Below are 25,763 nucleotides of genomic sequence, written 5' to 3' on the forward strand. Positions count from 1 at the left end.
ATTTCTCCTTTCGCTTATGAACCCATTGTTTTTAAATCTGTAGATGATTTAATATCATTGGAACTTTTAATCTTAGTAGAGCTTTTAATATCCGTTGCTTTTTTAATCTGATTTGCGCCTTTTATTTTCCGCTTATTTTTTGACTTCTCTTTATCGTCTGAAGAAGAAACTTTTTCTTGAAAGTTTTCTCCAGCTTCTTTCACATCGCTAAGCTTATCTTTTACTGATAGTAAGACGTCTTGGAGCTTTTCTTTTGCGTCTTCCCCTTTGCCGTGTACCTTTTGGGCATTTTTTTCTTTTGTTTCCTGCAGTTTTTCTGACGCTTCATTTGCTTTTTCCTGCAGTTTCCCTTCAGTTTTTTCGACAAATTTTTCTTTCGCTTTTTCTTTAACCTTTTCTTCTACCTTTTCCTTAACAGGTTCAGGCGTATGATCGATGATCTTTTTTCCTGCTTTTAAGGCTGCTTTCTCCACATCTTTTTTATCCATGAAATTCCCCTTAAGGACGGATATCTTACTTCTTCGCGTCCATGAGTTTGTTTAGCATCTCTTCAATGCGCTGCAGCTGGTCGTTCATATTTTTATTTTCTTCTTTTAGCTCTTCGTACTGAGACGTTTCCATTTCTGCGCTTTGGCTGACTTCTTCCTGCGAATTTCCCTGTTCATTTGATGCATCTTCTTTTTTCTTTTTAGGTGCCAGCAGCTTGCTTAAATTGTCTTTTTCAAGATAGCCTGTAGCCGTCTGTCTTAATGCTCCCATCGCTTGCTGCGTTAGAATATCCTGTGCGTTTCTTCTTAACTCTTGTCCTGTCGCACGTACAATTTCTGATTGTCCTAAGCGGCTGAGTACTTTTTTACTCGTTTGAGGACTTGAAAGAAGTCCAATTCCCGCTCCTACTACGCCTCCTAAAATGGCAAGATTTAAAGAGTTTTGCGTTTTTTCTTCCTGCTGCTGATTTTCTTGTTTTTCATTTTGCACATTGCTATCAGTTGTTGACATGTTTCATCCTCTTTTCTCTTATTATTATTTATTTAATGAATTTTCTTACGATTAAAAGACTTAAAAGCTAAGCCCTGCACCTCGCTCTTCTGTTCGGCCAGGCAGCCCTTCTTCCTCTACTTTGTCGGTTAATAACCCGACGGCTTCTGCGTAGCGAAGCCACGTATCGACACTTGCAATAACGACTCGTGCTTCAATCGTTAAGATTTCAATTCCTACGAGTGATACTCGGGCAAAAGCATCGATGACAATTCCTTTGTCGAGAATTCGATCAATCACTTCTGCTAAACTAGAACTATCTGTACTTTTTTGAATACTCATTTTAGCAGCTCCTTTCGAAATTTAACTAAATGAATGATGCTACTAATCAACCTGCTTAACTTTTTAAGTAAACATACTTTTGAAATATACTTTTTAGCCCTCTTTCAAACATGAATAATTTGCTAAAAAGTAATTTCCGAAAATAAATTAGAAAATTATTCTACTACGTATAATAATTAACAGTTAATTATTGGATGGAACTTGCACGTAAATCCTTCTATTAAAGCTTTCATCAAGATTTCGATCCCAAAATAAAACAATAAATACATTATTGTTACAATAATATTACATTATAATTTAAGGCATATTATTATTTTATACACCATGACATATTTTGATATTTTTAACTATTATGGAATATTATTGTCAATAAAGTTCACTTAAATAAAACCAGCGCATAAAAAAAAACTGCCGCACTGCGACAGATTTCTCCTACGTATCTTACGTTCTATAAAATCATTCCGGTTAAAGGAGCTTTCGGGTTTCCATCATGATCTGAGTCTTCTTTGTCTACTAAAACAAGCAAGCTGCCTTCTTTGACTGAATCATTATATTGTTCGGCCTGCTGTTTTGGAATTCCCATACTTACTAAAATACCAGACAGACCTCCTACGCTCGCACCAGCTGCCGCACCTGTTAATGTAGCTACAATCGGACCAGCCGCCACAATTGGACCTATTCCCGGTATGGCAAGAGCCCCGGCACCTGCTAATATTCCGGTCAAGCTCCCTAGCGTACCTCCGGTAAGTGCTCCAGTTGCTGCCCCTTCTGCTTTTGTATTCGTTTCTTTCTGAACTTTTTTGGTCTTTTTATGTTTGCCGATGATAGATATTTCTTCTGATGTATACCCTTCTTTTTTCAAACTCTCTACAGCTTGAATTGCTTCTTGTTCCGTTTCGTATACCCCCACAACATTCTTTGCTTTTGCTTCCATACTATCTCCTCCTCATTAATGTTGTGTGTACCCGGGAGCATGGCTTTGAAACGTTTTAGAGGATAAGAGGTCTTCTCTATTCTTAAATAAATAGCCCTAAATCACTTTTTATTTAGTGACGTTTTTATTTAAAAATGCATGAACTCGCTCTTTTTTTAACCATATTCCTCCACAAGCAATGAAGCATGCAACTGTACTAAAAGCCAACGTGTAACTCCGGAGCCAATCCACAAGGAGCCCAAACCAAATCGGTGCGAGCACGATGGCAAATTGATTGAGCGTTAACGCAATGCTTACCGTTAAACCAATAAAACGATCATCCGCTTTTTCTGCTATTAGCACGATAAACAAACTAAACCAGCCAATTGCAAAAAAACCGAGGCTAAAACAAACTGCAGTTAGTAGCCAAAAAGGCAAAGTAAATCCAATATAAGAAATAGCTATTATTAATCCTGCAGCCATCCAAACCGTCACTTGCAAAGGAGTTCTTCGATTTCCGTTATACACATAATCACTTACCCAAGCTAAAACAATTCTCCCCACCATTCCGCCTAACAGTGTGATGCTCAGCAGAATGCCAGCTGAAGCAAAATCCATCTTTATGACTTTCGTTAAATAGCTAATAAAGTGCGCAACGATAATCATTTGAAGAGAAATCATTGAAACACCTACAAAAAACAGCGGATAAAGCGTTTTATCTTGAGAAATGCGCTTGATTTTATGACGAAGCGTAAATGTTTCCTTTTTTTCTGACGATGATGATTGCTCTCGGTAGAATACAAAAAAAAGAATGCCTCCTCCGATAGCTGCCGCTGCCTGTACGAGAACAGCCCCATGCCAGCCGTATTGATGAAACAGCAGCGGTAATGCTGCTGAAGCGACAGCGCCTCCAATCGGTATCCCCGTTTGTCGAATCCCCATGGCAAGGCCTCTATGATGAGAAGGAAACCACTTCACCACTGCTTTGCTTCCTCCTGGCTGTGCTGTTCCATACCACACGCCTGCTGCGAGAAGTACGCCTGTTAGATACAAATAATGATCAGCGCTATAGGCAAAAAGCATGCTTACCCCCAGCAAAATAGATCCTCCTCCTACAAGCCACCTTTCTCCATAACGATCCATCCAGTTTCCAAAAAGCAGCATGGAAAAGATCGGACCAATTTGAATAGCTGATACGAGCAGTCCTGTTTGAAACTGCGATAAATCATATAGTCTTTGCCAAAACGCGGCCAATGGCCCCGCTCCGTAGGTGACAAACGTTGCACATGCCTGAGAAAGAGTGGCAATAAATAAAATCATCCACTTATAAGAAGCTTTTTGTCTGCTCATTTTCTCTCCTCCACCTCTACTTTCAGTGTAGAGAAGGAATGGTATCATGTAAAATAAGGAATAAAGATAAAAGTCATCAATAAAAATGATAGCTGAAGGAGGAGATTTTATGGATATAAAAGATTTGCTTGTTTTTACAACGGTAGCAGAAGAAAAAAACATTTCAAAAGCTGCCAAAAGTTTAAGCTATGTGCAGTCGAATGTGACGATGCGCATTCAGCAGCTGGAAGCTGAACTCGGCACACAGCTATTTGAACGCAGCGGTAAAGGCGTAACGTTAACTTCTAGCGGAGAGCTGTTGCATCGTTATGCTGAAGAAATTCTTCGTTTAACCAATGAAGCCACTATAACTGTTCAAAGCAGTGCGCACACGCCGATAGGGCCTTTAAAAATAGGTGCAACTGAATCTACCGCGGCTCTTCGGCTACCGCCTTTTCTTTCTACTTATTGCACTGCCTACCCGGATGTAGACTTCATTTTAGAAACACATACAACCGATGTTCTTATTCACCTGGTTTTAACCCGAAAACTTGAAGGCGCATTTGTTGCAGGCAGCTGTGAACATCCTGATCTAAACTCTTTATTTACTCAAGATGAAGAGCTTGTACTTGTGAGCCGCCACCCTCTTCCTTCTCTTTACAGCCTAAACGATATGAATTTATTAGCCTTCAGCAGCGGATGCGCATATCGACATACGTTAGAAATGCTGTTGACAAAAGAAGGCGTGTTTCCAAAACGGATATTAGAATTTGGTACGATTGAAGCGATTATTGGGTGTGTAAAAGCTGGTATGGGCGTAGCTGTAATGATGAAATCCATTGTATCTCATCACGACCATTCATTAACGTTAACTCCGCTGCCGCAGCCATATAGAAAGGTTCCCACTTTTTTTATTACGCGAAAAGATGCCTTTGTATCGGCGGCTTTACGTGAATTTTCTTCTCTTCTTACCAAACAGCTTTGCATAACAAAACCCTAAGAAAATAGGCGTTCTTAGGGTTTTGACTTAAGTCGCTGCCGGATTCTTTTTCACAAATTTCATAAACAATAAACGAACTAAAGGTCCCATAATAAGAAGCTGAAGCGGGTAGGCTACGATAAAGTTTTTCATCACGATAAATGCATAGCTTGAAAGAAGCGGCTCTCCTTGCAGGCCTTTCGTAAGTGACATCGTAATTAATCCATATACAGACATGGAAAGCACCATTCCAATAACCATACATGATGACAAAATCAACACGACTTTTAACTGTTTAGACTTATCAAACGGCAGTGAAAATGCTACTTTTTTTGCTACGGGACCAACGAAAAAAGTTTCGACAGTCATTGCGACTACAAACGTGATAACCAAGTTCAAAATACCTTCTGCAAGGGTGATATGCCCGATGACGTCATTCATTAACATGTTATACACCGTCATTACAAGCACCATCCCTCCGCACATCATCATTCCAAAATACATACTCTCTTTTTTAGTTGTTGGCACATTCCTCATCCTTTTCATCTTTTTTACTTGGCTTAGTATAGCTTTTTATCTTCCTTCTTCGTAAGTGAACAATTTGTGAACATTCATCTAAAAAATGCCCTGTGACCAAAAAACAGTCACAGGGCATTTTTTTAGACTTAAGCGGCGCGTCCTCTTTTTTTGAGTAGAGCTGAGTATGACAAATTACTCTAGTCTACATCGTTAATAAATATTTAGAGATTTAACAAAAAACCCCCGCTTTATGAGCTAAAGCGGGGGTTGGTTTTATAGAGATTCCGTGTGAGATGCAGGCGGGATCGGCGTTTGGGTGCGGAATACTTTTTCCCATTTTGAGACGACGATACAGGCAATCGCGTGGCCTGGAACGTTGACTCCTGTTCTGGCCATATCCATGATGCGGTCTACTCCTGCAATAATTGCCACTCCTTCAGCCGGCAGACCTACTGCGTTGGCTGTTGCTAAAAGAACAACAAGTGAACCTGACGGGACAGCCGCAATTCCTTTACTTGTCATCACTAGTATAAGCATCATAAATAATTGCTGAGTTAATGGCATATCGATGTTAAAAGCCTGCGCTAAAAAGACGCATGAAACGGATAAATACAGCGTGGAGCCATCACAGTTTAATGACAGGCCCGATGGAATAACGAACGACACAACTCGTTTAGGACATCCGTACTTTTCCATCCGCTCCATCAGCTGTGGCAGCACCGTTTCCGTACTTGTTGTTGAAAAGGCAATAAGAAACAAGTCCCAAATCATTTTGAATACTTCAAAGTAGTTGAATTTGAACAAAAACCCAACAAGCGGAAATAAAACAAATAAAATAATAAAAAGACCTAAAAAGACGGTTCCAATTAGCTTTAGCATTGGAAGCAGAAGTGCAATGCCGTATTGACCTACAGATGCAGCCATTAGCGCTAGTACACCAAGAGGCGCTGTGACCATAACAATTTGCGTTAATTTAAACATAATTTTAGCCGTAGATTCAAAAAATTTCATTGCAGGTTCGGATGCTTTACCGACTCCTGAAGCGGCAACACCGAATAAAATAGCAAAGAAAATCACGGCCAGCAAATCATTTTTTGCCATCACATCTACGATATTCGTTGGAATGATGTTCAAAATCATTTGTTTAAAGTCCACGACTTTCTCGGTGTACTGAGACAATTCACCGATATCTTTTTTAACAAGATGAGAAAGATCGAGGCCTACTCCGGGCTTTAGCAAATTCACTAACAGCAGACCGATTCCTAATACGATGGTAGTAATGATTTCAAACCAAATAATCGTCTTTAACCCTAGACTCCCCATTTGTTTCATACTGCCGCTTCCCGCAGCACCTATGACGATGGTTGAAAAGACAATCGGCACCACAATCATTTTAATGAGCCGGATAAACCCGTCTCCTACCGGTCTTAAAGCCATCCCAAAGTCCGGGAAAAAGTGCCCGATAAAAGCTCCGATTACTAATGCAATTAAAATTTGAAACGCTAAAAACTTTTTCACATTTCTACCTCCCTTTCGCCTTCATGAAACGGACATCCATTCCATTAATATCCAAATTCTCAGACACTTTAAGTAAGTTCGGGACATTTAGCTAGATTCCTTCTAAAATAGACAAATTGGTCTATATATTTCGCTTTATCAGTTAAAATGCATAGAAAAAAGCCAGAGTGAAGTTGTTCTTCATCCTGGCTTTTTTAATCTTATGCTTTTTTAACAAACTGAGATTTTAAGCTCATCGCTCCAAATCCGTCAATTTTGCAGTCGATGTTATGATCGCCTTCTACTAAACGAATGCTTTTTACTTTTGTTCCGATTTTGACAACCGATGAGCTTCCTTTTACTTTTAAGTCTTTGATGACGGTAACTGAATCTCCGTCTTTTAAAAGGTTTCCGTTTGCATCTTTTACAGTCAGCTGTTCTTCCGTGCTTTCTGTTTTTTCATCTTGTCCCCATTCATGCCCACACTCCGGGCAGACGAACAGGTTTCCATCTTCATATGTATACTGTGATTGACAGCTTGGGCAATTAGGTACATTCATTTTCTTTTCCTCCAGCAGCAGCTCGTAACCAATGGTACGATCACGAGATTACATTTTTTATCTGTTTTATACTGTCACAATTTCATGAGATTAACAAGCTTTTCTATTTCCTTGCTGCTGATGTTTTCTTTTCCAAATAAGTGAGCCGATAAACAGAACAAAACCTGCTCCAAAGACAAGAAGCTGATCTAAATAAAAGTCACCTGTTTTTACATACCGTATAATAAATAATCCTCCAAACATGAGCATCAGCATACATGAAAACCGAATGAGGTATGAATTGATTTCCATCTTTCATTCCTCCTTTTTTTAAGACTTTTTATTACGAAAAAAACACGAACCATATGCCGAATGTAACCGCATATAACGGTAAAATGACGGCCAGTTTTTGCTTCCACCCTTTAAAAAAAGAAGAATTACGAGGCGCAAACCAAAGCTCTAACGTGCCGTATAACAGCAGTGCTCCCGCTGCTAATATCGCAATCACAGTCTCTCCTACCTCCATACATACTCCTCGCTTTCATTCTGCGCACTTGAAGCTAAGCACAGCGTATCGTATATAGTAAATCTCATCGTTATAAAAGAGCTTATATCGTGATGCGTGCGGGTTTTGAATACTTTTTTCAACCATACATTTATTACCATTATATCATAATAAAAGCAGTTTTCAGCTTATTTTTGTGATTACACTGCTTATGGAAGCTGGATTAACCTATGCGTGCTCATCCTTTTTGTCTATCCGTTTTATTGAGCTTATGTTTTTTAGCGGACTTTTGTTTTCAGTTTTGACTTTTTGGTTTTCAAGCAGCGGAAGCAACAGCGCTCATTCTCACTATAAAACTCATTCCATGAGGTTGATGTCTGGGGCCAATATCGAACACAATCCGTTTCGTTTGCGCTGGACGGCTTATTTTCTTGCTTCTTTAAGCTTGACGGGAGTGGGCCTGATTTTTTTCATTCTGCTGCTGACCGACATTATTCCTCCAGTAAGCTAAAAAACCTGCTCTTCACAGAGAGCAGGAACTTACGAGAACAGCTTGAGAAGCAGGCATTTTCGCTTTACTTTATTCGCAACAGCTTGAGTCACATGATCTTTTAAAGGCCGAGTCAATATTCGTTTCAGCGGATGTTTTAGCATTCGTTTGCTCACGGGAACTTTAAAGATAACGCTGAGAACCACTGTTGCTAAAACCGAGAGCAGCAAGACCGCAAAAGGCTTTTTTTGAAACCACCTCGAGAAGATAAGCATCATTACATAAATAAGTGCTGACCACCCTAAATGCCAGCCGTGCCTAAATGTAATCCCTTTACACCTGAGCCCAACCCATTCTACAAAGGAAGCTGTACATACCCATTTTGTAATATATTTCACCTGCTTAGCGAGTGTAGACGGATAGGTAGCTAAGAACGACAAAATCATGAGAGGCGTAATGAACATAAGGTGTAAAATACGCAGTACTTTTAATGAAAGATGCAAAGATTTAAAATCCCAAAGCAATTTATCATTACATAAAAAGTAGTAGAGAATATTAAAAAAGCTCACGTATAAAACCCCAGCATACAGCTCGCGTATTTTGTTCCACGTTTTCTTATGGATATTTTGAAAAATCAGCCATAGAAGGACAGAAATATGCACCTTTGTTCACCTCTCTAACGTCGTTTTTAGAATCTCTGCTATTGTATTTTTGTTTTTTCCTGCTTCTTTTCCATTTTTCGAATCCATCCAATCAGCATTCGGTTAAGATACGATTTTAACGTTACGCTAGTAAAAGTGTGATACCACATCCAGCCTGTTTTCCACTCGATGAGCTTCGTTCGTTTTTCAGCCCATAATTCAATAAAAAACATTGGAATCGTAAAAAGCACAATTTTATATAAAACTTTTAACCCTTTATCGTAATACGTAGCTTGATTAATCATGACGGATATCATAGGATACAGTAAAAAGTCGAACAACACGTTAATTCTAAACTGCTTTTTCAATAAGCGAGTTGGATATCGAAGAAGGCCGTGAGTTACAATAAATTTATCAATAATACCATTTGTTAAGGCGTTAAATACATAGGCCAGCAGCCAGTCTTTAATCGGTGGTTTTCTAAATAAAAAAGGGAGAATTCCCAGGGCGATAAGTAGCATTACACGTAAAAATTTCACTTCAAACTTTTTATTTCTCATCACCTTTTCGCTCCTTTCACCAAGTGTTGTTAGCCTACCCTCATGTCAATTGGCAGCTTGAGACGGCTGTTCTCACCACGCTCAATTATTGCTTATATTAATTTATAAAGATACGCAGCAGCGTCTAATGTAAATTTTCCGTACATAACCCCTAAGTTCACGTTATCCTTACATACGTAAATGTTTGTTTTAGTTTTAAGTTCTTTGAAGAGATTTATACATGTGGTTGAGACATGAAAAAAGCCCAACTTTAATCAGTACGGGCTTCTTCCTCCACCTATTGTGTTTTTTTAAACGTTACCATCCAGCTACAAATCCATCCGTTCGTGATTCACTTCCTCCGCATAGCACGCCGCTTTCAGGATCTCTCCAAATAATCTGTCCGCGCCCAAATGCCATTGAATCCACGGCTACTTCAATTTTATGTCCCTTTCGTTCAAGCGCTTGTGCTACGTGTGAGGGAAAAGCTGGCTCCACAAGCACCGTTTTATCTTTTTTCCACTGCCATCTTGGCGCGTCTAAAGCGGCTTGAGGATGAAGCTGAAAGTCAATCGTATTCATGACAACTTGCATATGTCCCTGCGGCTGCATAAAACCTCCCATCACGCCGAACGGTCCTACGGGCTCCTTATTTTTAGTGAGAAAGCCTGGAATAATGGTATGAAACGTTTTTTTATTAGGAGCAAGGCAGTTATCGTGATTAGGGTCCATTGAAAAGTTATGGCCTCGGTTTTGCAAGGCAATTCCCGTTTCTGGCACAACGATTCCAGAACCAAAGCCCATATAATTACTTTGAATAAGCGAAACCATGTTTCCTGCTTCATCAGCCGTTGCTAAATACACCGTTCCGCTTCCGACAGGTTCTCCCGCTTCAGGCTGAAGAGCATGTTCTTTTATAAGGCTGCGGCGATAGCCTGCATATGTATCAGACAGCAGCTCACTAACAGACACGCTCATTTTTGCTTCTTCCGTAATGTATTTTTCTCCGTCCGCAAACGCAAGCTTTATCGCTTCTATTTGTTTATGATACGTATTCACGGCATCTTTTTCTTGAAGCTCAAAGCCTTTGACGATATTTAATGCCATTAACGCAATAAGCCCCTGACCGTTCGGAGGAATTTCCCACACATCATATCCACGGTAGTGAGCGGAAATCGGGTTCACCCACTCAGGCTCATAAGCAGCCAAATCTTCCTTGGATAAAAAGCCGCTATATTTTTTGCTGAATGCATCAATACGATCCGCAAGCTCACCTTTATAAAACGCTTCTGCATTTGTTTCGCCAATGAGCTGAAGCGTACGGGCATGATGGATGGATGACCACATTTCTCCTGCTTTTGGTGCTTGTCCATTTGGGGCAAACGTTTGAAACCATGACTCAAATTCTCCGCTTGTATGTAGTCGTTTGAACGTATCGTACGATTGTTTCCATTGTTTCGCAAGAGTAGGCGCTAGCGGAAATCCTTCTTTGGCGTACTGAATAGCAGGCTGCAGTACTTGAGAAAGAGGCAGTTTGCCAAATCGCTTCGATAAAGCAGCCCAAGATGCCGGAGCCCCAGGAACCGTAACGGGAATCATTCCGTACTTAGGAAAGCGCATCAATGGAAATAGACCGCGGAGAAGGTCCGCTGGCGTTTAGTCCATACAGCTGATTATTTGTCCAAACAAGCGCAAACGCGTCTCCTCCGATTCCATTAGATGTGGGCTCTAATACAGTAAGGCTCGCTGCTGTGGCGATTGCTGCATCAATGGCATTGCCTCCTTTTTTTAAAATATCAAGGCCTGCCTGCGCTGCAAGCGGCTGAGATGTAGATACCATTCCTTTTTTTGCATAAACAGGAACTCGGTAAGATGGATATGGATGATAATGCGGATCATAGGTCATAAAAGCGCATCCTTTTTTAGGTATTTTAATTTTCAGAATAATACAACTCCTTTATTTTACCATATTCATAACCTATCGGCTTTTTTTATCTTAGAATGACATGACTCCTTTTACCTAAAATTGGTATACTGATAGAGTAGAAGAATCGCCAAGGAGGATGATGTATGAAAAAAGTAAAAGCTGCCCTTCCACTCGCTGTTTCTTTAGCACTCGGGCTTCAAGTACTTCCTATGTCCACTTCACCTGTTCAAGCTGAAGCAGCGGCAAATGCTGCTCATCACTCAGCAAAAGTTGAAGTCAAACGAGCAAACGCATTTTTAACGAATGTCGCCAACGGCAAAACTAAAGAAGCTAAGCGCCATTTTTCCCGCAGCCTGCAGTTAAAAATGAGTGAAGACAACCTAAAAACATGGTGGTCAGCTCTAACGGCTCAGCTTGGTGCTGTAAAAAAGATTGGGACAGCTGTACAAGGTGAAATCAATACGGTTCATCGAAATATAGAAATCCCAATTGAATTTGAACACGTATCAGCTACTTTAACCATTCGATTTAGTCAAAATCGTCAAATTGATGATTGGCGAATCGTACCGGAGGAGCGCCAGTTTTCGTTTTCCACACCGCCTTATGACACCCCTAAGAACTACAGTGAAAAACAGCTTTCAATCGGCAAAGCACCTTACGAACTTCCAGCAACGCTTACTCTTCCAACACGTTCAAAACATCAAAATGTACCCGTTGCCATATTCGTTCACGGATCAGGACCTTCTGATCAAGATGAAACGTTTATGAGCTTAAAGCCGTTTCGAGATCTGGCTTCTGGACTGGCTTCTCAAGGAATCGCCGTTTTACGCTACAACAAGCGTACATACGAACATACAGCTAAAATGTCCGGTGAAAATAAAATAAACGTCGACGATGAAACAACGGATGATGCCATACTCGCAGTGGAAGCAATGGCGAAACAAAAAGGCATCGACAGCCGCAATATTTTCATACTAGGACACAGTCAAGGCGGCATGATGATGCCCAGGATTTTAAATCACACGCCGGATAAAAGCGTGCGCGGCTCTATTTTACTTGCTGCACCGAGCCGCACACTTCCAGAGTTAATGCTTGAACAATTTGCCTATCTTGTATCGCTGAATCAGCTTCCGAAAGAGCAGCTTGCTTTTTTCCAGCAGCAGTTTGCCATTTTACAAGACCCAAGCTTTTCACCAGCTCAGCCGCCAAAAGAATTTCTGCTTGGCACGCCTTATTTTTGGTATGACGTAGCTCACTGGCACCCTGCAGAAGTCGCAAAATCTCAGGACACGCCTCTGCTTCTTTTACAAGGAGCACGTGATTATCAAGTAACGACCGAAGATTTTGAAGGCTGGAAACAAAGCTTATCTCAGCGTTCCAACACTTCTTTTAAGCTTTATCCAAAACTCAACCACTTTTTCACAGAAGCACGCCCGATGAATATGCTGTTTCAGCCAACATTCCTTCTTATGTCATTGATGATATTGTGAAATGGGTTCGTGAAACGCAAAAGTAAAGAAACAAGGCGCTGTTTTATCAGCGCCTTGTTCTCTTATTCATTAAACCTGCCCATTACAACCGTACTATAGTACTTGCCGTCAGACAGCATTTTGTCATTTTTTAATACTCCTTCTATTTCAAACCCGAATTTTGTATATAAATCAATCGCTTGTTTATTGGTCTCTAGCACATTCAGCGTTATTTTCTTCATGCCCGCGCTATCTGCCCACAGTATGGACTGCTGTAAAAACTCTTTGCCAATTCCGTATCCCCACCATTCTTTTGCGATGCATACGCCAAACTCTACTTTGTGGGCAAATCGTTTCAAGTCATTACCTTCGCATCTTGAAAACCCGACAATTTTATTATGTACACTTGCTACTAAAAATAAGTTTCGTTTACTTTCTGTGTCACGTTGAATAAGTTTTTCAAAATCCCATTCGTCCATATACCCTTCTCCTGGTTCACGATCTAAGTTTTCCGTTTCTCCGTCTAGCTGAACTCTAAGGTGAGACAGTTCGTGTGCATCGCTAATGTCAGCTGAACGAATGATGTACTGAAGTCCTTTTACATAGTAAATTTGCTGGCTGATGACCATCGTATCCCCCTCAAATGTCTTTATTTCATTAAATCTATTAATTGAATTTAATTTCCTTTAATATAAATATTATACATACAGAGATGAAAGAGAGTTGAACAAATTGCTCTGGTTACTGCTTTTGATCCTATACGGCATTTACAAGTTCTATAAATCAAGAAGACCGCTAACGAAGTTTGACCATTTTTATGAGAAAGCGTTTGAACTAGAAGAAAAAAAGCGCTATGAAGATGCCCTTGATATACGCAACCAAGGGATTGAACTCCATACCCTTACCGATTTAGAACGAGCAGATTTACATTTAGCAAACGGGCGTATGCTTTTAAAACTAAAGCAATACGAAAAAGCAACAAAACACTACGACGCATCATTTAAACTAGCAAAATATGAAGAATTCCCTTACTCAGAAGGATTTGACGAAGTCATTGAAGCCTACTTGTATGCGGGGCGTAAAGAAGATGCACTGATAATAACCAACGACATGTTAAAACGGCAAAGCTATGATCAAAAATTTAAAAAGCTAGAGCCTTTAAAAGAAAAGCTTCTTTCATATGAAGACTCATGGTAAAATTAAACAAATGAAAGCGTATTATTAAGAGCGTAAGAGCGACTGAGGTGAGTATAGTGATTATAACCGTTATTGTAGGAGTGCTGGGTCTAATTGGTTTAATTGCAGCAGGATTTGCGACGAATTATAAGGATACGAAGTAAAAATACATAAAAAAGAACAAGAACCTATTTGGTTCTTGTTCTTTTTTTAACGAGCCAATAGCTTTTCTGTTATGCGCAAAAACATCTTTACTCCAATTTCAAGCGAGTCTTCATCTACCGTAAACTTCGGATGATGATGAGGGTATACGATGCCTTGTTCTTCATTTCGTGCTCCGATGTTAAAAAATGCTCCTTCCGTTTCCTGCAGATAAGCTGAAAAATCTTCTCCTCCCATTTTAGGAGACAGCGTCTTTACACGTTCTTCTCCATATTCTTCGATAGCTGTTTCTTCAATTAACCTTGTAATTTCTTCAGAATTAATGACGGGATGATACCCTTTTTCATACGTAAACGTGTACTCTGCACCGTAGGCCTCTGTTAGTCCTTTTACAATTCGGTCAATTTGTGCCGGAACTTTTTCTCGCAGAGCTGCGTCAAAGCTGCGAACGGTACCGTTAAGCTCCACTTTATCAGGAAGTACATTGTGCGTAGTTCCTCCGTGAAATTGTGTAACCGATACGACTAATTTATCAATTGGATTGGTCGTTCTTGAAACAATCGTTTGAAGGTTCGTCACAATTTGCGCTCCTACAACAATAGCATCAATTGCTTCGTGAGGCGCTGCGGCGTGTCCTCCTTTTCCTTTAATCGATATATTAAACGTGTCAGGCGAAGCCATCATAGGACCTGCAAGCACGCCGATTTCTCCGACGGGAAGACCAGAATTCAAATGCGTGCCAATTACGTAATCCACCCCTTCCATCGCGCCTTCTTTAACAAGCTCCTGTGCCCCTCCTGGCAGCAGCTCTTCCGCGTGTTGAAAAATCAAGCGGATTTCTCCTTTAAATTCATCTCCTAACTGAGAAAGAACAGAAGCTACTCCTAATAAAATAGCCGTATGACCGTCATGTCCGCATGCATGCATCACGCCTTTATGAACCGAGGCAAATGCAAACGTGTTTTCTTCTTCAATCGGCAGCGCGTCCATATCCGCCCGGATCGCAACCACTTTTCCCTCTTCTTTTCCTATTAATCTAGCCACCACGCTTGTTGGGGTAGGACGAGTAATGATAAAGCTTCCAAACGAACGAAGCGTATCTTCAACAAACTGAGACGTTCGATGTTCTTGAAACGATAATTCAGGGTAGCGATGAAAATGCCTTCTCCACTCAATTACCTGCTTTTTCAAGCTTTCTATGACGCTGTAGTCACTGATTAATTTGACTGTCATACACATACTCCTCCTTTGTTTGACTATATTGATTGGCTGGAACGGAAAGGTTCAAATTTCCTCGCAGCGTACTGCTTTCATATGAAGTGTCGTAAAGCCCACGCTCTTGTAAGATAGGCACTACTTTTTCCACAAATTGATGAAACGTATCGCTCATAAACGGACAAAGTACAAATCCATCCGCTGCTTCCTGCCCATGCCATTTTTGCATTTCATCCGCTACGTGTTCAGGTGTTCCTGAAAACGGCGAACGCGGCAAAATTGTTTCAAGCGCCACTTGTCTTAACGTTAACTTTCGAGCAGCCGCCGCTTGTTTAATTTTATTTGTCGTACTTTGAAAGGCATTTGCTCCGATATCCCCTAACTCTGGAAACGGTGCGTCTAGGTCAAATTGCTGAAAGTCATAGTCATCAAAAAAACGAGCTAAATATGTAATGGCGTGATCAATTGGAATTAGCGCGGCAAGCTCTCCATATCTTCTTTCTACATCTTCCTCGCTATCTCCTATAATTAAATCAATACTTGGAAAAATGAGAAGCTCTTCGGGATTTCTCCCGTGATTTCTTGCTCTATTTTTCATATCTTGATAGAATGCCTGCGCTTCTTCTAGTGTATGTGCATTTGTATAAATCGCATCGGCATTCTCTGCTCCGAATCCTCTTCCTCTTTCTGACGAACCTGCTTGAAACACAACCGGATGTCCCTGCTTTGAACGAGCAATATTTAATGGCCCTTGAACTTGAAAATGCTTACCTTTAAATCCAAGCGTATGCATTTTCTTTGGATCAAAAAACTGACCGGTTTCTTTTTTATAGATAAAAGCATCGTCTTCCCATGAATCCCACAGTCCTTTTACTACGTCGAGATGCTCTTTTGCAATTTCGTATCGTTCGCTGTGAAGAGGAAGATACTCTCTCCTGTGATTGCGCGCTGCCCCTTCTTGCGGAGAAGTAACTACGTTCCACCCCGCTCTCCCGCCGCTTATATGATCAAGAGACATCAGCTGACGAGCGATTGTAAAAGGCTCACTGAAACTTGTTGAAACGGTCCCAACTAGTCCGATGTGACTCGTAGAAGCAGCGAGAGCTGACAGCAGCGTAATGGGCTCAAAACGATTTAAAAAGTGAGGAATAGACTTTTCAGATATGGCTAATCCGTCCGCAATAAAGATAAAGCTGAACAGTCCTTTTTCCAATATACGCGCTTGTTTCTTATAAAACTCAATATTAATGCTTGCATCAGGCTCTGCGTCCGGATGTCTCCATCCATCCGTCGTACTTCCAAGGCCTTTAATATTTGCTCCTAGCTTTAGCTTTCTTTTTTCACTCAACGTATACTTCCTCCTTTTTATGACAATTAAAAAGAGATGCTTTGATTGTTCAAAGCATCTCCAGTCGTCTGGTCGATCGGTTTTAAATAGATGTTTAGTTGACTTATCTGCATGTTATACCTACTATCCAGGTAAGTCAAATTAGCTTTTTAAATATGTGCTTTTATTTCTTTAAAACTATAGCTACATTTCCTATTTTACGCGCATTGCTTTCATAACAGCTCTCCTTTTTTCACTAGAGTTCAATATATGTTTATAAACTATGCTCGTCGAAAGCTATTCTTTCACATTTTATAAAGAACGCCGGTGAATCTACTATCACATATGGTAAATAAAAGGATATTGCTATAAAATAAGTATAAAAACAGAAAGCGTGGTACGTGTTATTGTTTAAACTTCTTTTAATTGAAGATGATGTAACGCTGTTTAACGAACTGAAAGAACGGTTGGAGCAATGGTCTTATGATGTTTACGGCATTCGTGATTTCAGTAACGTTATGCAGGAGTTTAGCGAGGTAAAACCTGATTTAGTTATTATGGATATTCAGCTGCCGAAGTATGACGGGTTTCACTGGTGCAGAATGATTCGTTCTCATTCAAAAATCCCTATCATTTTTCTATCTTCACGTGATCATCCTTCTGATATGGTAATGTCTATGCAGTTCGGAGCCGACGACTTTGTGCAAAAGCCGTTTCATTTTGATGTGCTTGTAGCAAAAATACAGGCCCTTCTCCGCCGCGTATATAATTACAGCGTTGAACAAGTAAACCTTCTTTCATGGCAAGGAGCTACGATTGATTATGAAAAAAACAAAGTATCAACCGAATCTACAGCTATCGATTTAACCAAAAATGAAATCTTTATTTTAAAATGTTTAATACAAAAAAAGAATATGATTGTAAGCCGAGATGAACTGATTAATAGTTTGTGGGAAGATAAACGGTTTATCAGTGACAATACGCTGACGGTAAACGTCAATCGCCTGCGAAAAAAATTAGATGAAATTGGACTTGGAGCTTTTATTGAAACAAAAGTCGGCCAAGGTTACGTAGCCATTGAAGAGGAACGCTATGATTAAACTCTTTATTCGCGAGCGTTTAAGCTGGATCTTTTTCTTTTTCATCATGCATTTTTTTATGCTTTTTATCGCGTATATTGATGAATCCATTCCTCTGTCTTCGATTCTCTATATCGTGTTTTTATCATCGATTATCTTTCTTATTTTCTGCGTCTTCCGCTATCACAAAGAAACGAAATTTTATCAAAAACTAAAAGATGAAGAAGACTTCTTTGATTCTTCTACTCTTTCTCATCCGCTGCGTCCGTTTGAAAAGATTGTTCAGCGAAACCTGATGCAACAATTAGAACAAGCGAAAAAAGATGGCGTGCAAACTCTGCTGCACGTGACGCAGGAAAAAGATGAACTATTAGCTTGGATTCACGAAATTAAAACGCCGTTAACTGCGATGCATTTAATAATTGAACGCTTAGAAAATCGAGAAGTTAAAGCAAACTTGAAGTTCGAGTGGCTACGCATTCACTTTTTGCTTGATCAACAGCTGCATCAAAAGCGCATTTTCTTTATCGAAAATGATATGTATATTGAACATCTTGATTTAGAGTCCCTTATTTTCACTGAAATCAAGACGCTGCAAGCTTGGTGCATGCAAAAAAATATTGGGTTTGATGTGGACCTACAGGCAGAACGTGTACTGTGTGACGCAAAGTGGCTTTCGTTTATTATGAGACAGCTGTTAACAAACGCAGTCAAGTACAGTGAAGAATCTGATGTGATGATTAGAAGCTACGAGCACCGCGGTCAAGTATACATCGAGGTAAAAGATAACGGACGGGGCATTTCTCCTCAAGATATGCCGCGCATTTTTGAGAAAGGTTTCACCTCAACTACGCAGCATGAAGACAGCCGCGCTACAGGCATGGGCTTATATCTCGCTCAAAAAGCTGCGCACGCTCTTTCTATTCACATTGGCGTGCAGTCTGCCCTTAATGAAGGCACAACGTTTACACTTGCCTTTCCTAAATCAAATGATTTTGTGGATATGAAAAGCATGTGACAAAAATGTCACATGCTTTCGTTATTTGTTCGGTGAATCAAAGGAAAAGCTAAAGCCCTTTTTTTATAATAAACGTATCAGATCAAAGGAGTGAGTACATATGAACGTATTAGAAGCAACTAATATTCATAAAAGCTACGGAAATAAATTTAATAGACAAGAAGTATTAAAAGGCGTAGACATTACGATTATGAAAGGAGAATTTGTAGGAATTATGGGCGCTTCAGGATCAGGCAAGACGACTCTTCTGAACGTGCTTTCCTCCATTGACAAAATCAACGGAGGAACCATCAAAATCGAAGGAAATGAAATTAGCAGAATGAAAGAAAAGCAGTTAGCAAACTTCCGAAAAACACATTTAGGCTTTATTTTTCAAGACTATAACTTGCTCGATACGCTGACAGTAAAAGAAAATATCCTCTTGCCTCTTTCTGTTGCAAAAACTCCTTCAGCAGTAGCTCACAAAAAATTTGATGCGCTTGCCAAACAGCTCGGCATCTATGAGCTGAAAGACAAATATCCAAGTGAAATTTCCGGGGGACAAAAACAGCGTACTTCCGCTGCAAGAGCCTTTATTCATGAGCCAAGCATGATTTTTGCTGATGAACCCACAGGTGCTCTTGATTCAAAAGCGGCCAGCGATTTGCTAAACAAACTGACCGAGCTTAATGACAAAAGAAGCGCAAGTATTGTGATGGTAACGCATGACCCAGTGGCAGCCAGCTATTGCAGCAAAGTCATTTTTATAAAAGACGGACAAATTTATACGCAGCTGTACAAAGGCGATCAAACGCAAAAAGCCTTTTTTGACGATATTATGAAAACGCAAGGCGTGCTAGGCGGAGTTCAACATGAACATTAATCAGCTGATTTTCCGCAACTTCAAAAAGAATGTAAAAAATTATTATTTATACGTTTTTGCACTAATTTTCAGCGCGGCTTTATATTTTGCTTTTGTCACGCTGCAGTATGACCCCGCTCTTGATGCAACCAAAGGTTCGATTAAAGGAGGCGCAGCGGTTCGGGCCGCTTCTGTTTTACTTGTAGCCATTGTTTCTATCTTTCTATTATATGCAAATACGATTTTTATTAAGCGGCGCAGTAAAGAAATTGGCTTATTTCAGCTAATTGGCATGACCAAAACAAAAATTTTCCGTATTTTGACGGCTGAAAATTTTATGTTGTATTTTGCCTCACTGATTATCGGCATTTTAATCGGTTTTTCGTTTTCAAAAGCGGTCATTATGATTTTGTTTAAAATCACGGATACAAAAGGCATTGCCAAGCTTCATTTTTCCGAAGAAGCCTTGATTCAAACGCTGATTGTGTTCGGCGCTATCTATTTGCTGATTATGACGATGAATTATCTTTTTATTAAAAGACAGACCATTTTGGCTTTATTCCGAGTTACTTCATCGACAGAAGGCAAAACAAAAAAAATCAGTATACTTGAAATTATTATTGGAATTCTTGGCATTATTTTTATCGCTTCAGGCTACTATATTTCTGCTAAATTGTTTGACGGATCTTTTACAAGCATGAATGCTTTGTCTATCGCAATGGTATCCATTTTAGCTTCGGTTATCATCGGAACCTATTTGTTTTATAAAGGCTCAGTTCGCTTTTTATTAAATCTCATGCGAAAAAGCAAAAATGGCTACTTGACGATTAACGACGTATTATCTCTTTCTTCCATTATGTTTCGGATGAAATCAAACGCGTTATTACTAACGGTTATTACAACCGTATCCGCTCTTGCTATCGGTTTTTTATGCTTGAGCTACATTTCCTATTACTCTGCTGAAAAGTCGGCTGGAGACTATGTACCTAACGATTTTGCTATCAATAATTCAAAAGACGCTGCTTCATTTAAAGCCGCACTGGATCGAAAGAAAATAGCCTACACGGAAAAAAAGATCGACGTCATCCAAGTAAAAGCAAACGTAAAAAACATCTTAGAAAATGATTTGGAAAGCCCGATGGTGGATTCGTCCGCTATGATTTTTCCGATGGTTAGTGAAACATCCGTTAGTGGTGTAACCATAGCTCAAAATGAAACTTTATTTACCGGCTCTAATGATATGCTTCAACAAGCAATGGCATTTAAAGACTCCGGACAAATTGAGCTAAAAGGAAAGAAAAAAGTCGTCCCGCAAAAGTTTATAGGTTTAAACCGAAAATTTATCTTATCTACCTATTTTACAAGCGGTATGCCTGCTGCCATTGTAGATGATGCTGTATTTAATGAGCTAAAAAAGGATGCGGATCCTTCTATTCAAAAAGTATCTTCTGTCTACACTGGGATAGACATATTAAATGAAGATAACTTACCAAAAGCAAATGCGCTTTTCGGAGAGATAAAATTTAGCGATAATAGCTTAAATAACTCGCGTATAGAAATGGCAACGAATCAAAAACAAAATATGGGTCTAATCATGTTCATTGTTGCTTTTCTAGGACTGGCATTTCTAATTACATCAGGCTGCATTCTTTACTTTAAGCAAATGGACGAAAGTGAAGATGAAAAGCCAAACTATACGATTCTTAGAAAATTAGGCTTTACCGAAAAAGACTTACTAACTGGCATAATGATTAAGCAGCTTTTTAACTTCGGCATCCCGTTAACCCTAGGCTTGCTTCACAGCTATTTTGCCGTACAGTCCGGCTGGTTCTTATTTGGAACTGAACTTTGGATGCCTATGATTATCGTGATGATTGTCTATACTGCCCTGTACTCTATTTTTGGTATTTTATCTGTTCTTTACTATAAAAAAATTATTAAAGAGGCTCTTTAACGATCAAAAGGCACAAGCTAGAGCTTGTGCTTTTTATCTTTAAATGCCATTAATTGCTGGCATTTTCTTTATTTCCCTGACTGGCTGCATGTAAAAACCCTTCTAGTCGCTTTTTGACAAACGGCCACTCGTCGTCAATTATACTGAAGATAACCGAATCTCGTACGTATCCATCAGGTAAAAGCATATGTTTTCTGCTGATGCCTTCCTGGGTAGCCCCTAACCGTTTAATAGCAGCTCTGGACCTATTGTTTCGTACATCCGTTTTGAATTGAACGCGGTGAAGCTTCAGCTCTTCAAAACAGTATTTTAACAATAAATACTTACACTCCGTATTAACCCGGGTGCGCCACACGGACGGATGGTACCACGTCCAACCTATTTCTACGCTTTTGTTGGGAAGTGATATATCTAAAAATCTCGTGCTTCCTACAATTGAATGTGACTCTATATCAAACACAGCAAAAGGCAGCTCTCTTCCCTCTTGCTTTGCTTTTAAAGCACTTTCAATCAGCCGTTTCATATCACTTAGACTATGAACTTTTACGGGGAGATGCTCCCAAATTTCTTTCGGTTTTGCAGCTTCATATAACTCTTGTTCATGTATTTTTTCAAGCGGAACTAGCTTTACCGCTGTTCCTACAAGCTCACCTGACTTTAGCATAATCTCGCTCCTTTTCGATACGTCTAAAGAAAATGTTAATACATGTATATGTACTGAAAAAGAGTCAGTTTCTGCTTATTGTAAGGTATCACTTTCAGAATACATAGCTAGTGATTAGCTAATTGTTTTTCGAGAAAATCACTTATTGTTTGGAAGGCTTGGTCTGCTGATTCTTTATTAAAGGTTTGTGAAAAAGGATTCATAAAACCATGAACGCCATAAAATTTTTTGATTTCCAAAAGCGGCTCTCTTTTTTGCTCTAATGAATTTATTAAAGAGTCTACATCAAATGTTTGCTCTTCAGCAGGAAAAATAAGAAGAGTTGGGCAAACAGGACTTCTATTTATATAATCTCTAATGCGCGATCCGTAACAGCCAATCACAAAGTTACACAAATTGCTTTCACTGCATAGCCACGACATTGTTGCTCCTACACTGAAGCCTATAACTCCTACTTCGTCATATTCTTGTTTTAGTTGAATTAACATGTTAGTAATTTGTTTTGAACCTTCATCAATCCCAATGTTTTGAACAAAGTTTTGATAAGCCATTCCTTCTTCTTCATAGCTATAAGGAGCGTCTTTAGATAATAAGTTAGGACAGATAATATCTGCCTCTAACTTAGACAATTTCTCTTTCATCAACTTCATATGATCGTTCACACCGTATATTTCATGAATTAATAAAATTGCTTTATTTGATTTTTCCATTTCTTTTATAAAACAGTCGTTTCCCTTGTCAATTCACGATGCAATACGTCTCCCATGCGCTTCATACCTTCAACGATTTGTTCAGCAGACATATTAGAATAATTCAAGCGCAGCGCATTGTTTCTTGTGCCGTTTGGAAAGAATGGCGTTCCTGGCACGCAGGCTACGTTATTTTTTAGACATTCTGAAAAGATATATCCTGAATCGATCCCTTGAGGCAGTTCCACCCAAATAAACAATCCGCCTTCTGGCTTACTGTAAGACAAATTCTCCGGGAAAAATTCTTCAATGCACGATAGCATTTGGGTACATCGCTCTTTGTATACGGCTTTAATTTTTTGAATGTGCTCTTCGATATCATAAAGCTCCATGTACTTAGCCGTTACGCGCTGAGCAAAGCTGTCCGTATGCAAGTCAGCCACTTGCTTAAACGCTACGTACTTATCAATGAAAGCTTCGTCTGCACATACCCAGCCGATTCGAAGACCTGGCGCAAAAATTTTAGAGAATGTGCTGATGTAAATCACTCTGTTTTCTGTATCAAAATGCTTAACCGGGGGCAGCGCTTCTCCTGCAAATCGGACTCCTCCGTACGGATTATCTTCTACAATCAGCACGTCGTATGCGTTCGCAAGTTCGATCATTCGCTGACGTCTTTCTCGCGTTAAGGTGCGCCCTGTAGGATTTTGAAAATCAGGAATCGTATAAATAAATTTAGCCTGTGGATTTTCCTGAAGCTTTTTCTCTAGCTCTTCCATAATCATTCCGTCTTCGTCCATGTCTACTTCTACAAACGTCGCATTGTAGGATTTAAATACGTTAATGGCTGCTAGGTACGTTGGGCTTTCACAGATTACCACGTCTCCGTCATTAAGAAACAGTCTTCCCGTCAGATCGATTGCCTGCTGAGATCCGGACGTAATTAAAATGTTCGAAACCGTGGACTCAATGCCGATGTCCTGCATTCGTTTAGAAATTGCTTCTCGTAAAGGGATATACCCCTCTGTTGTACTATATTGAAGCGAAGCGGCTCCGTCTTCATTTAATACCGCGCGGCACGCATCGTTCATTGCTTCAACGGGAAATAGCTCCGGCGCTGGAAGTCCTCCTGCAAACGAAATGACTTCTGGTCGTTCCGTTACTTTTAAGATTTCACGCGTTTCAGAGGATTTTACAAGACTAGCTCGTTGGGCAAATTTATCTTTCATTGATGATCATTCCTTTTCTAGATTTTAAACTTTTAATAACGAGTTAATTATTGGAATAGTCAGAAAAATATAAACAGAAGCCTTTAAAGATACCTTTTTAATAGACAACCAGCATCTGCTTGCTCTCTGACTCTTCATTTCTTCTTGGTGTTACGTTCTCCTTTCGGTACATATTTTTCTCATTCACTATTTGTAATACAAATCAAAGGTCGTACGATAAATATGGCCTTGTATTTAATGTATGTTAAAAAGGATAACATAAAAATCAAATAAATAAACAATAAATTCTATAAATTCTTAATTTTTTATGCAAATATATTTATCTTAGTAAATTATTTTGTAAGATCCCTTCCCTTTTCATTGACCTACCGTGCAAAACCCTTTATAATCCTTATTAACTCGATAAGATTTAAAGGTTTTAGTACAGGAGTGATGAAAAGTGAAATGGCTTCATTTGCTGTTTAATGAACGATGTCCTAAATGCAAGCAAGTGTTAAATACATCAAAATCCAATGCGCTTCGCTCTACTGTTGTAAAAGTATGTCCGTCGAACCACTATCAAAAAGAATTTCATCCTGCGCTTGAAACGTTTGTGGAAAGTGATGAAGTACTATAAAAAAGCTAAAGCTATGGAAATCCATAGCTTTAGCTTTTTTTATAGCAGCCCCCACCAAATCTTAATTGCCGTTGTTAAGATTAAACCGGCAAGGATCCACTGAAGCACTTTTGTATTCATATTCTGCCCCGCTTTTGCACCGATTGGAGAGGCAATCAGGCTTGCCGCCACTAAAATAAGTGCAGGTATAAATGGGATTTGATGCGTTATCAGCTTTCCAACCGTCGAACCAATGGAAGAAATAAAGGTAACGGCTAGTGAAGTTGCGATGGTAATTCGAGTTGGGATTTTAAGCACCACGAGCATCACAGGAACTAAAATAAAGGCTCCTCCTGCTCCTAACACGCCTGCTACGGCTCCGATAAGCAGTGATAAAATAGAAGCTAACCCTTTATTGAATTGAAGTTCGCCTTCTTTTATCTCATCTAAATTTTTCTTTGGAATAAACATCATAACAACCGCAATAAGAGCTAAAACTCCATATACAACATTTAATCCTTGTTCATTCATATAATGTGAGCTGTAGCTTCCAAGCATGCTTCCGATTAGAATATTGCTGCCCATATATAAAATTAATGATTTGTTTAAAAATCCGCTTTTTCGATACGCCCATACGCCGCCTATTGTCGCAAAGAACACTTGAACAGCTCCTGCACCTGAGACTTGATGAGCCGTTAATGCTCCTACTCCTACTAATGGAGGAATATATAACAGCATCGGATAATTAATAACAGACCCGCCAATACCGACCATACCGGAAATAAACGACCCAATAAATCCAATAAGAAAAAGCGTGATGATAAATGTAAGATCCATCTATAGTCGCTCCGTTTCATATAAGGAAAGGGTACCTTTTACAAGAGATACCCTTTTCGTCCATTATTTCTTATCCTTTTTTAATCCAAAACTTAAAAACGTCGCCTTCTTCTGTATGAAGAAGCTCGTGACCGCCAGATTTTGCCCAGGCTGCAAGATCGTTTTTTGCCCCTTTATCCGTTGCTTGAATTTCTAACACTTGACCTGCTTCAAGTTCATTCATTGCTTTTTTTGTTTTAACAATCGGCATTGGACATGCCAGCCCTTTTGCATCTAGTACTTTAGTTGATTCCATTTCTCTCTCTCCTTT

At 39.5% G+C, this 25,763-nt stretch carries 29 protein-coding genes and 1 pseudogene; 9 read left to right on the plus strand and 21 right to left on the minus strand.

Features of this window, described 5'->3' with window-relative positions; genetic code table 11:
* Window positions 1-14 precede the first annotated feature (14 nt).
* The 5 genes from gvpQ to AC0KUU_RS19875 all read right to left on the minus strand — a co-directional run bounded on the left by gvpQ (window position 15) and on the right by AC0KUU_RS19875 (window position 3,583).
* Window positions 15-488, minus strand: a complete 474-nt coding sequence (gvpQ, locus tag AC0KUU_RS19855; protein ID WP_025751002.1) for a gas vesicle protein GvpQ — start codon at window positions 486-488, stop codon at window positions 15-17.
* A gap of 25 nt (window positions 489-513) precedes the next feature.
* Window positions 514-999, minus strand: coding sequence for a GvpT/GvpP family gas vesicle accessory protein (gvpT, locus tag AC0KUU_RS19860; RefSeq protein WP_043981351.1), 486 nt, complete (start codon window positions 997-999; stop codon window positions 514-516).
* Between the two features lie 60 nt (window positions 1,000-1,059).
* The gene (gene gvpA / locus AC0KUU_RS19865) at window positions 1,060-1,320 is read right to left on the minus strand and encodes a gas vesicle structural protein GvpA (RefSeq protein ID WP_013058000.1); all 261 of its coding nucleotides are present in this window, start codon (window positions 1,318-1,320) and stop codon (window positions 1,060-1,062) included.
* A 448-nt stretch (window positions 1,321-1,768) separates the two neighbouring features.
* Window positions 1,769-2,254 carry a general stress protein gene (locus tag AC0KUU_RS19870; protein WP_043981350.1) on the minus strand — a complete coding sequence of 162 codons (486 nt, stop codon included), beginning with the start codon at window positions 2,252-2,254 and terminating at the stop codon, window positions 1,769-1,771.
* Window positions 2,255-2,362: 108 nt separating this feature from the next.
* Entirely contained in the window at window positions 2,363-3,583 is a 1,221-nt protein-coding gene (locus AC0KUU_RS19875) for an MFS transporter (RefSeq protein ID WP_322552268.1), read from the minus strand.
* Between the two features lie 109 nt (window positions 3,584-3,692).
* Here AC0KUU_RS19875 and AC0KUU_RS19880 point away from each other — a divergent pair, with 109 nt between their 5' ends.
* Window positions 3,693-4,562: a LysR family transcriptional regulator gene (locus tag AC0KUU_RS19880; RefSeq protein ID WP_322552269.1), complete on the plus strand. Its 870-nt coding sequence runs from the start codon at window positions 3,693-3,695 to the stop codon at window positions 4,560-4,562.
* 27 nt (window positions 4,563-4,589) lie between these two features.
* Here the strand turns inward: AC0KUU_RS19880 and AC0KUU_RS19885 are convergent, their stop codons facing one another.
* The 5 genes from AC0KUU_RS19885 to AC0KUU_RS19905 all read right to left on the minus strand — a co-directional run bounded on the left by AC0KUU_RS19885 (window position 4,590) and on the right by AC0KUU_RS19905 (window position 7,622).
* Window positions 4,590-5,069 carry a DUF2798 domain-containing protein gene (locus tag AC0KUU_RS19885; protein WP_322552270.1) on the minus strand — a complete coding sequence of 160 codons (480 nt, stop codon included), beginning with the start codon at window positions 5,067-5,069 and terminating at the stop codon, window positions 4,590-4,592.
* A gap of 264 nt (window positions 5,070-5,333) precedes the next feature.
* Complete coding sequence (gltP, locus tag AC0KUU_RS19890) at window positions 5,334-6,578, minus strand: glutamate-aspartate/proton symporter GltP (protein WP_043981346.1); 1,245 nt, start codon at window positions 6,576-6,578, stop codon at window positions 5,334-5,336.
* 200 nt (window positions 6,579-6,778) lie between these two features.
* Window positions 6,779-7,117: a zinc ribbon domain-containing protein YjdM gene (locus AC0KUU_RS19895; protein WP_016764918.1), complete on the minus strand. Its 339-nt coding sequence runs from the start codon at window positions 7,115-7,117 to the stop codon at window positions 6,779-6,781.
* A gap of 90 nt (window positions 7,118-7,207) precedes the next feature.
* On the minus strand, window positions 7,208-7,408 hold the full coding sequence (locus AC0KUU_RS19900) for a hypothetical protein (RefSeq protein ID WP_014459191.1): 201 nt from the start codon (window positions 7,406-7,408) through the stop codon (window positions 7,208-7,210).
* A 31-nt stretch (window positions 7,409-7,439) separates the two neighbouring features.
* Window positions 7,440-7,622, minus strand: a complete 183-nt coding sequence (locus AC0KUU_RS19905; protein WP_043981345.1) for a hypothetical protein — start codon at window positions 7,620-7,622, stop codon at window positions 7,440-7,442.
* 175 nt (window positions 7,623-7,797) lie between these two features.
* Between AC0KUU_RS19905 and AC0KUU_RS19910 the strand changes: the two genes are divergently transcribed.
* Window positions 7,798-8,112, plus strand: a complete 315-nt coding sequence (locus AC0KUU_RS19910; RefSeq protein WP_280559996.1) for a hypothetical protein — start codon at window positions 7,798-7,800, stop codon at window positions 8,110-8,112.
* Window positions 8,113-8,141: 29 nt separating this feature from the next.
* Here AC0KUU_RS19910 and AC0KUU_RS19915 read toward each other — a convergent pair whose 3' ends face one another.
* The 3 genes and pseudogenes from AC0KUU_RS19915 to AC0KUU_RS19925 all read right to left on the minus strand — a co-directional run bounded on the left by AC0KUU_RS19915 (window position 8,142) and on the right by AC0KUU_RS19925 (window position 11,177).
* Entirely contained in the window at window positions 8,142-8,753 is a 612-nt protein-coding gene (locus AC0KUU_RS19915) for a CBO0543 family protein (protein ID WP_043981344.1), read from the minus strand.
* Window positions 8,754-8,791: 38 nt separating this feature from the next.
* Window positions 8,792-9,292, minus strand: coding sequence for a CBO0543 family protein (locus AC0KUU_RS19920; RefSeq protein ID WP_043981343.1), 501 nt, complete (start codon window positions 9,290-9,292; stop codon window positions 8,792-8,794).
* A gap of 297 nt (window positions 9,293-9,589) precedes the next feature.
* A pseudogene (locus AC0KUU_RS19925) lies at window positions 9,590-11,177 on the minus strand (gamma-glutamyltransferase family protein).
* A 164-nt stretch (window positions 11,178-11,341) separates the two neighbouring features.
* Here AC0KUU_RS19925 and AC0KUU_RS19930 point away from each other — a divergent pair.
* A complete protein-coding gene (locus tag AC0KUU_RS19930) occupies window positions 11,342-12,688 on the plus strand; it encodes an alpha/beta fold hydrolase (RefSeq protein ID WP_322552271.1) in 1,347 nt (448 codons plus the stop codon).
* Window positions 12,689-12,750: 62 nt separating this feature from the next.
* On the opposite strand, the gene AC0KUU_RS19935 is transcribed toward AC0KUU_RS19930, so the two are convergent.
* Window positions 12,751-13,296, minus strand: coding sequence for a GNAT family N-acetyltransferase (locus AC0KUU_RS19935; RefSeq protein ID WP_322552272.1), 546 nt, complete (start codon window positions 13,294-13,296; stop codon window positions 12,751-12,753).
* A gap of 94 nt (window positions 13,297-13,390) precedes the next feature.
* On the opposite strand from AC0KUU_RS19935, the gene AC0KUU_RS19940 reads away from it, so the two are divergent.
* Window positions 13,391-13,864 (plus strand): hypothetical protein, encoded by a 474-nt coding sequence (locus AC0KUU_RS19940; RefSeq protein ID WP_237074359.1) that lies wholly within the window; start codon window positions 13,391-13,393, stop codon window positions 13,862-13,864.
* A gap of 189 nt (window positions 13,865-14,053) precedes the next feature.
* Here the strand turns inward: AC0KUU_RS19940 and AC0KUU_RS19945 are convergent, their stop codons facing one another.
* Both AC0KUU_RS19945 and AC0KUU_RS19950 read right to left on the minus strand, forming a co-directional pair.
* Entirely contained in the window at window positions 14,054-15,238 is a 1,185-nt protein-coding gene (locus AC0KUU_RS19945; protein ID WP_322552273.1) for a M20 family metallopeptidase, read from the minus strand.
* A complete protein-coding gene (locus AC0KUU_RS19950; RefSeq protein WP_322552274.1) occupies window positions 15,216-16,568 on the minus strand; it encodes an LLM class flavin-dependent oxidoreductase in 1,353 nt (450 codons plus the stop codon). The genes AC0KUU_RS19945 and AC0KUU_RS19950 overlap by 23 nt, the downstream gene beginning before the upstream one ends.
* Before the next feature lie 386 nt (window positions 16,569-16,954).
* Here AC0KUU_RS19950 and AC0KUU_RS19955 point away from each other — a divergent pair, with 386 nt between their 5' ends.
* The 4 genes from AC0KUU_RS19955 (at window position 16,955) to AC0KUU_RS19970 (ending at window position 21,439) form a co-directional block, all read left to right on the plus strand.
* Window positions 16,955-17,647, plus strand: a complete 693-nt coding sequence (locus AC0KUU_RS19955; RefSeq protein ID WP_043981636.1) for a response regulator transcription factor — start codon at window positions 16,955-16,957, stop codon at window positions 17,645-17,647.
* Window positions 17,640-18,644: a sensor histidine kinase gene (locus AC0KUU_RS19960; RefSeq protein WP_043981337.1), complete on the plus strand. Its 1,005-nt coding sequence runs from the start codon at window positions 17,640-17,642 to the stop codon at window positions 18,642-18,644. The genes AC0KUU_RS19955 and AC0KUU_RS19960 overlap by 8 nt, the downstream gene beginning before the upstream one ends.
* Before the next feature lie 100 nt (window positions 18,645-18,744).
* Complete coding sequence (locus tag AC0KUU_RS19965; protein WP_043981336.1) at window positions 18,745-19,506, plus strand: ABC transporter ATP-binding protein; 762 nt, start codon at window positions 18,745-18,747, stop codon at window positions 19,504-19,506.
* Window positions 19,496-21,439, plus strand: coding sequence for an FtsX-like permease family protein (locus tag AC0KUU_RS19970; protein ID WP_043981335.1), 1,944 nt, complete (start codon window positions 19,496-19,498; stop codon window positions 21,437-21,439). Before AC0KUU_RS19965 ends, AC0KUU_RS19970 begins: the two co-directional genes overlap by 11 nt.
* A 49-nt stretch (window positions 21,440-21,488) precedes the next feature.
* On the opposite strand, the gene AC0KUU_RS19975 is transcribed toward AC0KUU_RS19970, so the two are convergent.
* The 3 genes from AC0KUU_RS19975 to AC0KUU_RS19985 all read right to left on the minus strand — a co-directional run bounded on the left by AC0KUU_RS19975 (window position 21,489) and on the right by AC0KUU_RS19985 (window position 24,021).
* Window positions 21,489-22,103, minus strand: a complete 615-nt coding sequence (locus AC0KUU_RS19975; RefSeq protein WP_322552275.1) for a GNAT family N-acetyltransferase — start codon at window positions 22,101-22,103, stop codon at window positions 21,489-21,491.
* A gap of 107 nt (window positions 22,104-22,210) precedes the next feature.
* Window positions 22,211-22,813, minus strand: coding sequence for a dienelactone hydrolase family protein (locus AC0KUU_RS19980; RefSeq protein WP_322552276.1), 603 nt, complete (start codon window positions 22,811-22,813; stop codon window positions 22,211-22,213).
* 5 nt (window positions 22,814-22,818) lie between these two features.
* Window positions 22,819-24,021: an aminotransferase-like domain-containing protein gene (locus AC0KUU_RS19985; RefSeq protein WP_322552277.1), complete on the minus strand. Its 1,203-nt coding sequence runs from the start codon at window positions 24,019-24,021 to the stop codon at window positions 22,819-22,821.
* Window positions 24,022-24,460: 439 nt separating this feature from the next.
* Here AC0KUU_RS19985 and AC0KUU_RS19990 point away from each other — a divergent pair, with 439 nt between their 5' ends.
* Window positions 24,461-24,637, plus strand: a complete 177-nt coding sequence (locus tag AC0KUU_RS19990) for a hypothetical protein (RefSeq protein WP_165592324.1) — start codon at window positions 24,461-24,463, stop codon at window positions 24,635-24,637.
* 39 nt (window positions 24,638-24,676) lie between these two features.
* Here AC0KUU_RS19990 and AC0KUU_RS19995 read toward each other — a convergent pair whose 3' ends face one another.
* Together AC0KUU_RS19995 and AC0KUU_RS20000 are read right to left on the minus strand one after the other, a co-directional pair.
* The gene (locus AC0KUU_RS19995) at window positions 24,677-25,453 is read right to left on the minus strand and encodes a sulfite exporter TauE/SafE family protein (RefSeq protein WP_322552278.1); all 777 of its coding nucleotides are present in this window, start codon (window positions 25,451-25,453) and stop codon (window positions 24,677-24,679) included.
* Window positions 25,454-25,523: 70 nt separating this feature from the next.
* Window positions 25,524-25,748 (minus strand): sulfurtransferase TusA family protein, encoded by a 225-nt coding sequence (locus tag AC0KUU_RS20000; RefSeq protein ID WP_322552279.1) that lies wholly within the window; start codon window positions 25,746-25,748, stop codon window positions 25,524-25,526.
* Between the last annotated feature and the right edge of the window lie 15 nt (window positions 25,749-25,763).

The sequence above is a fragment of the Priestia sp. ST2 genome, assembly GCF_055810735.1.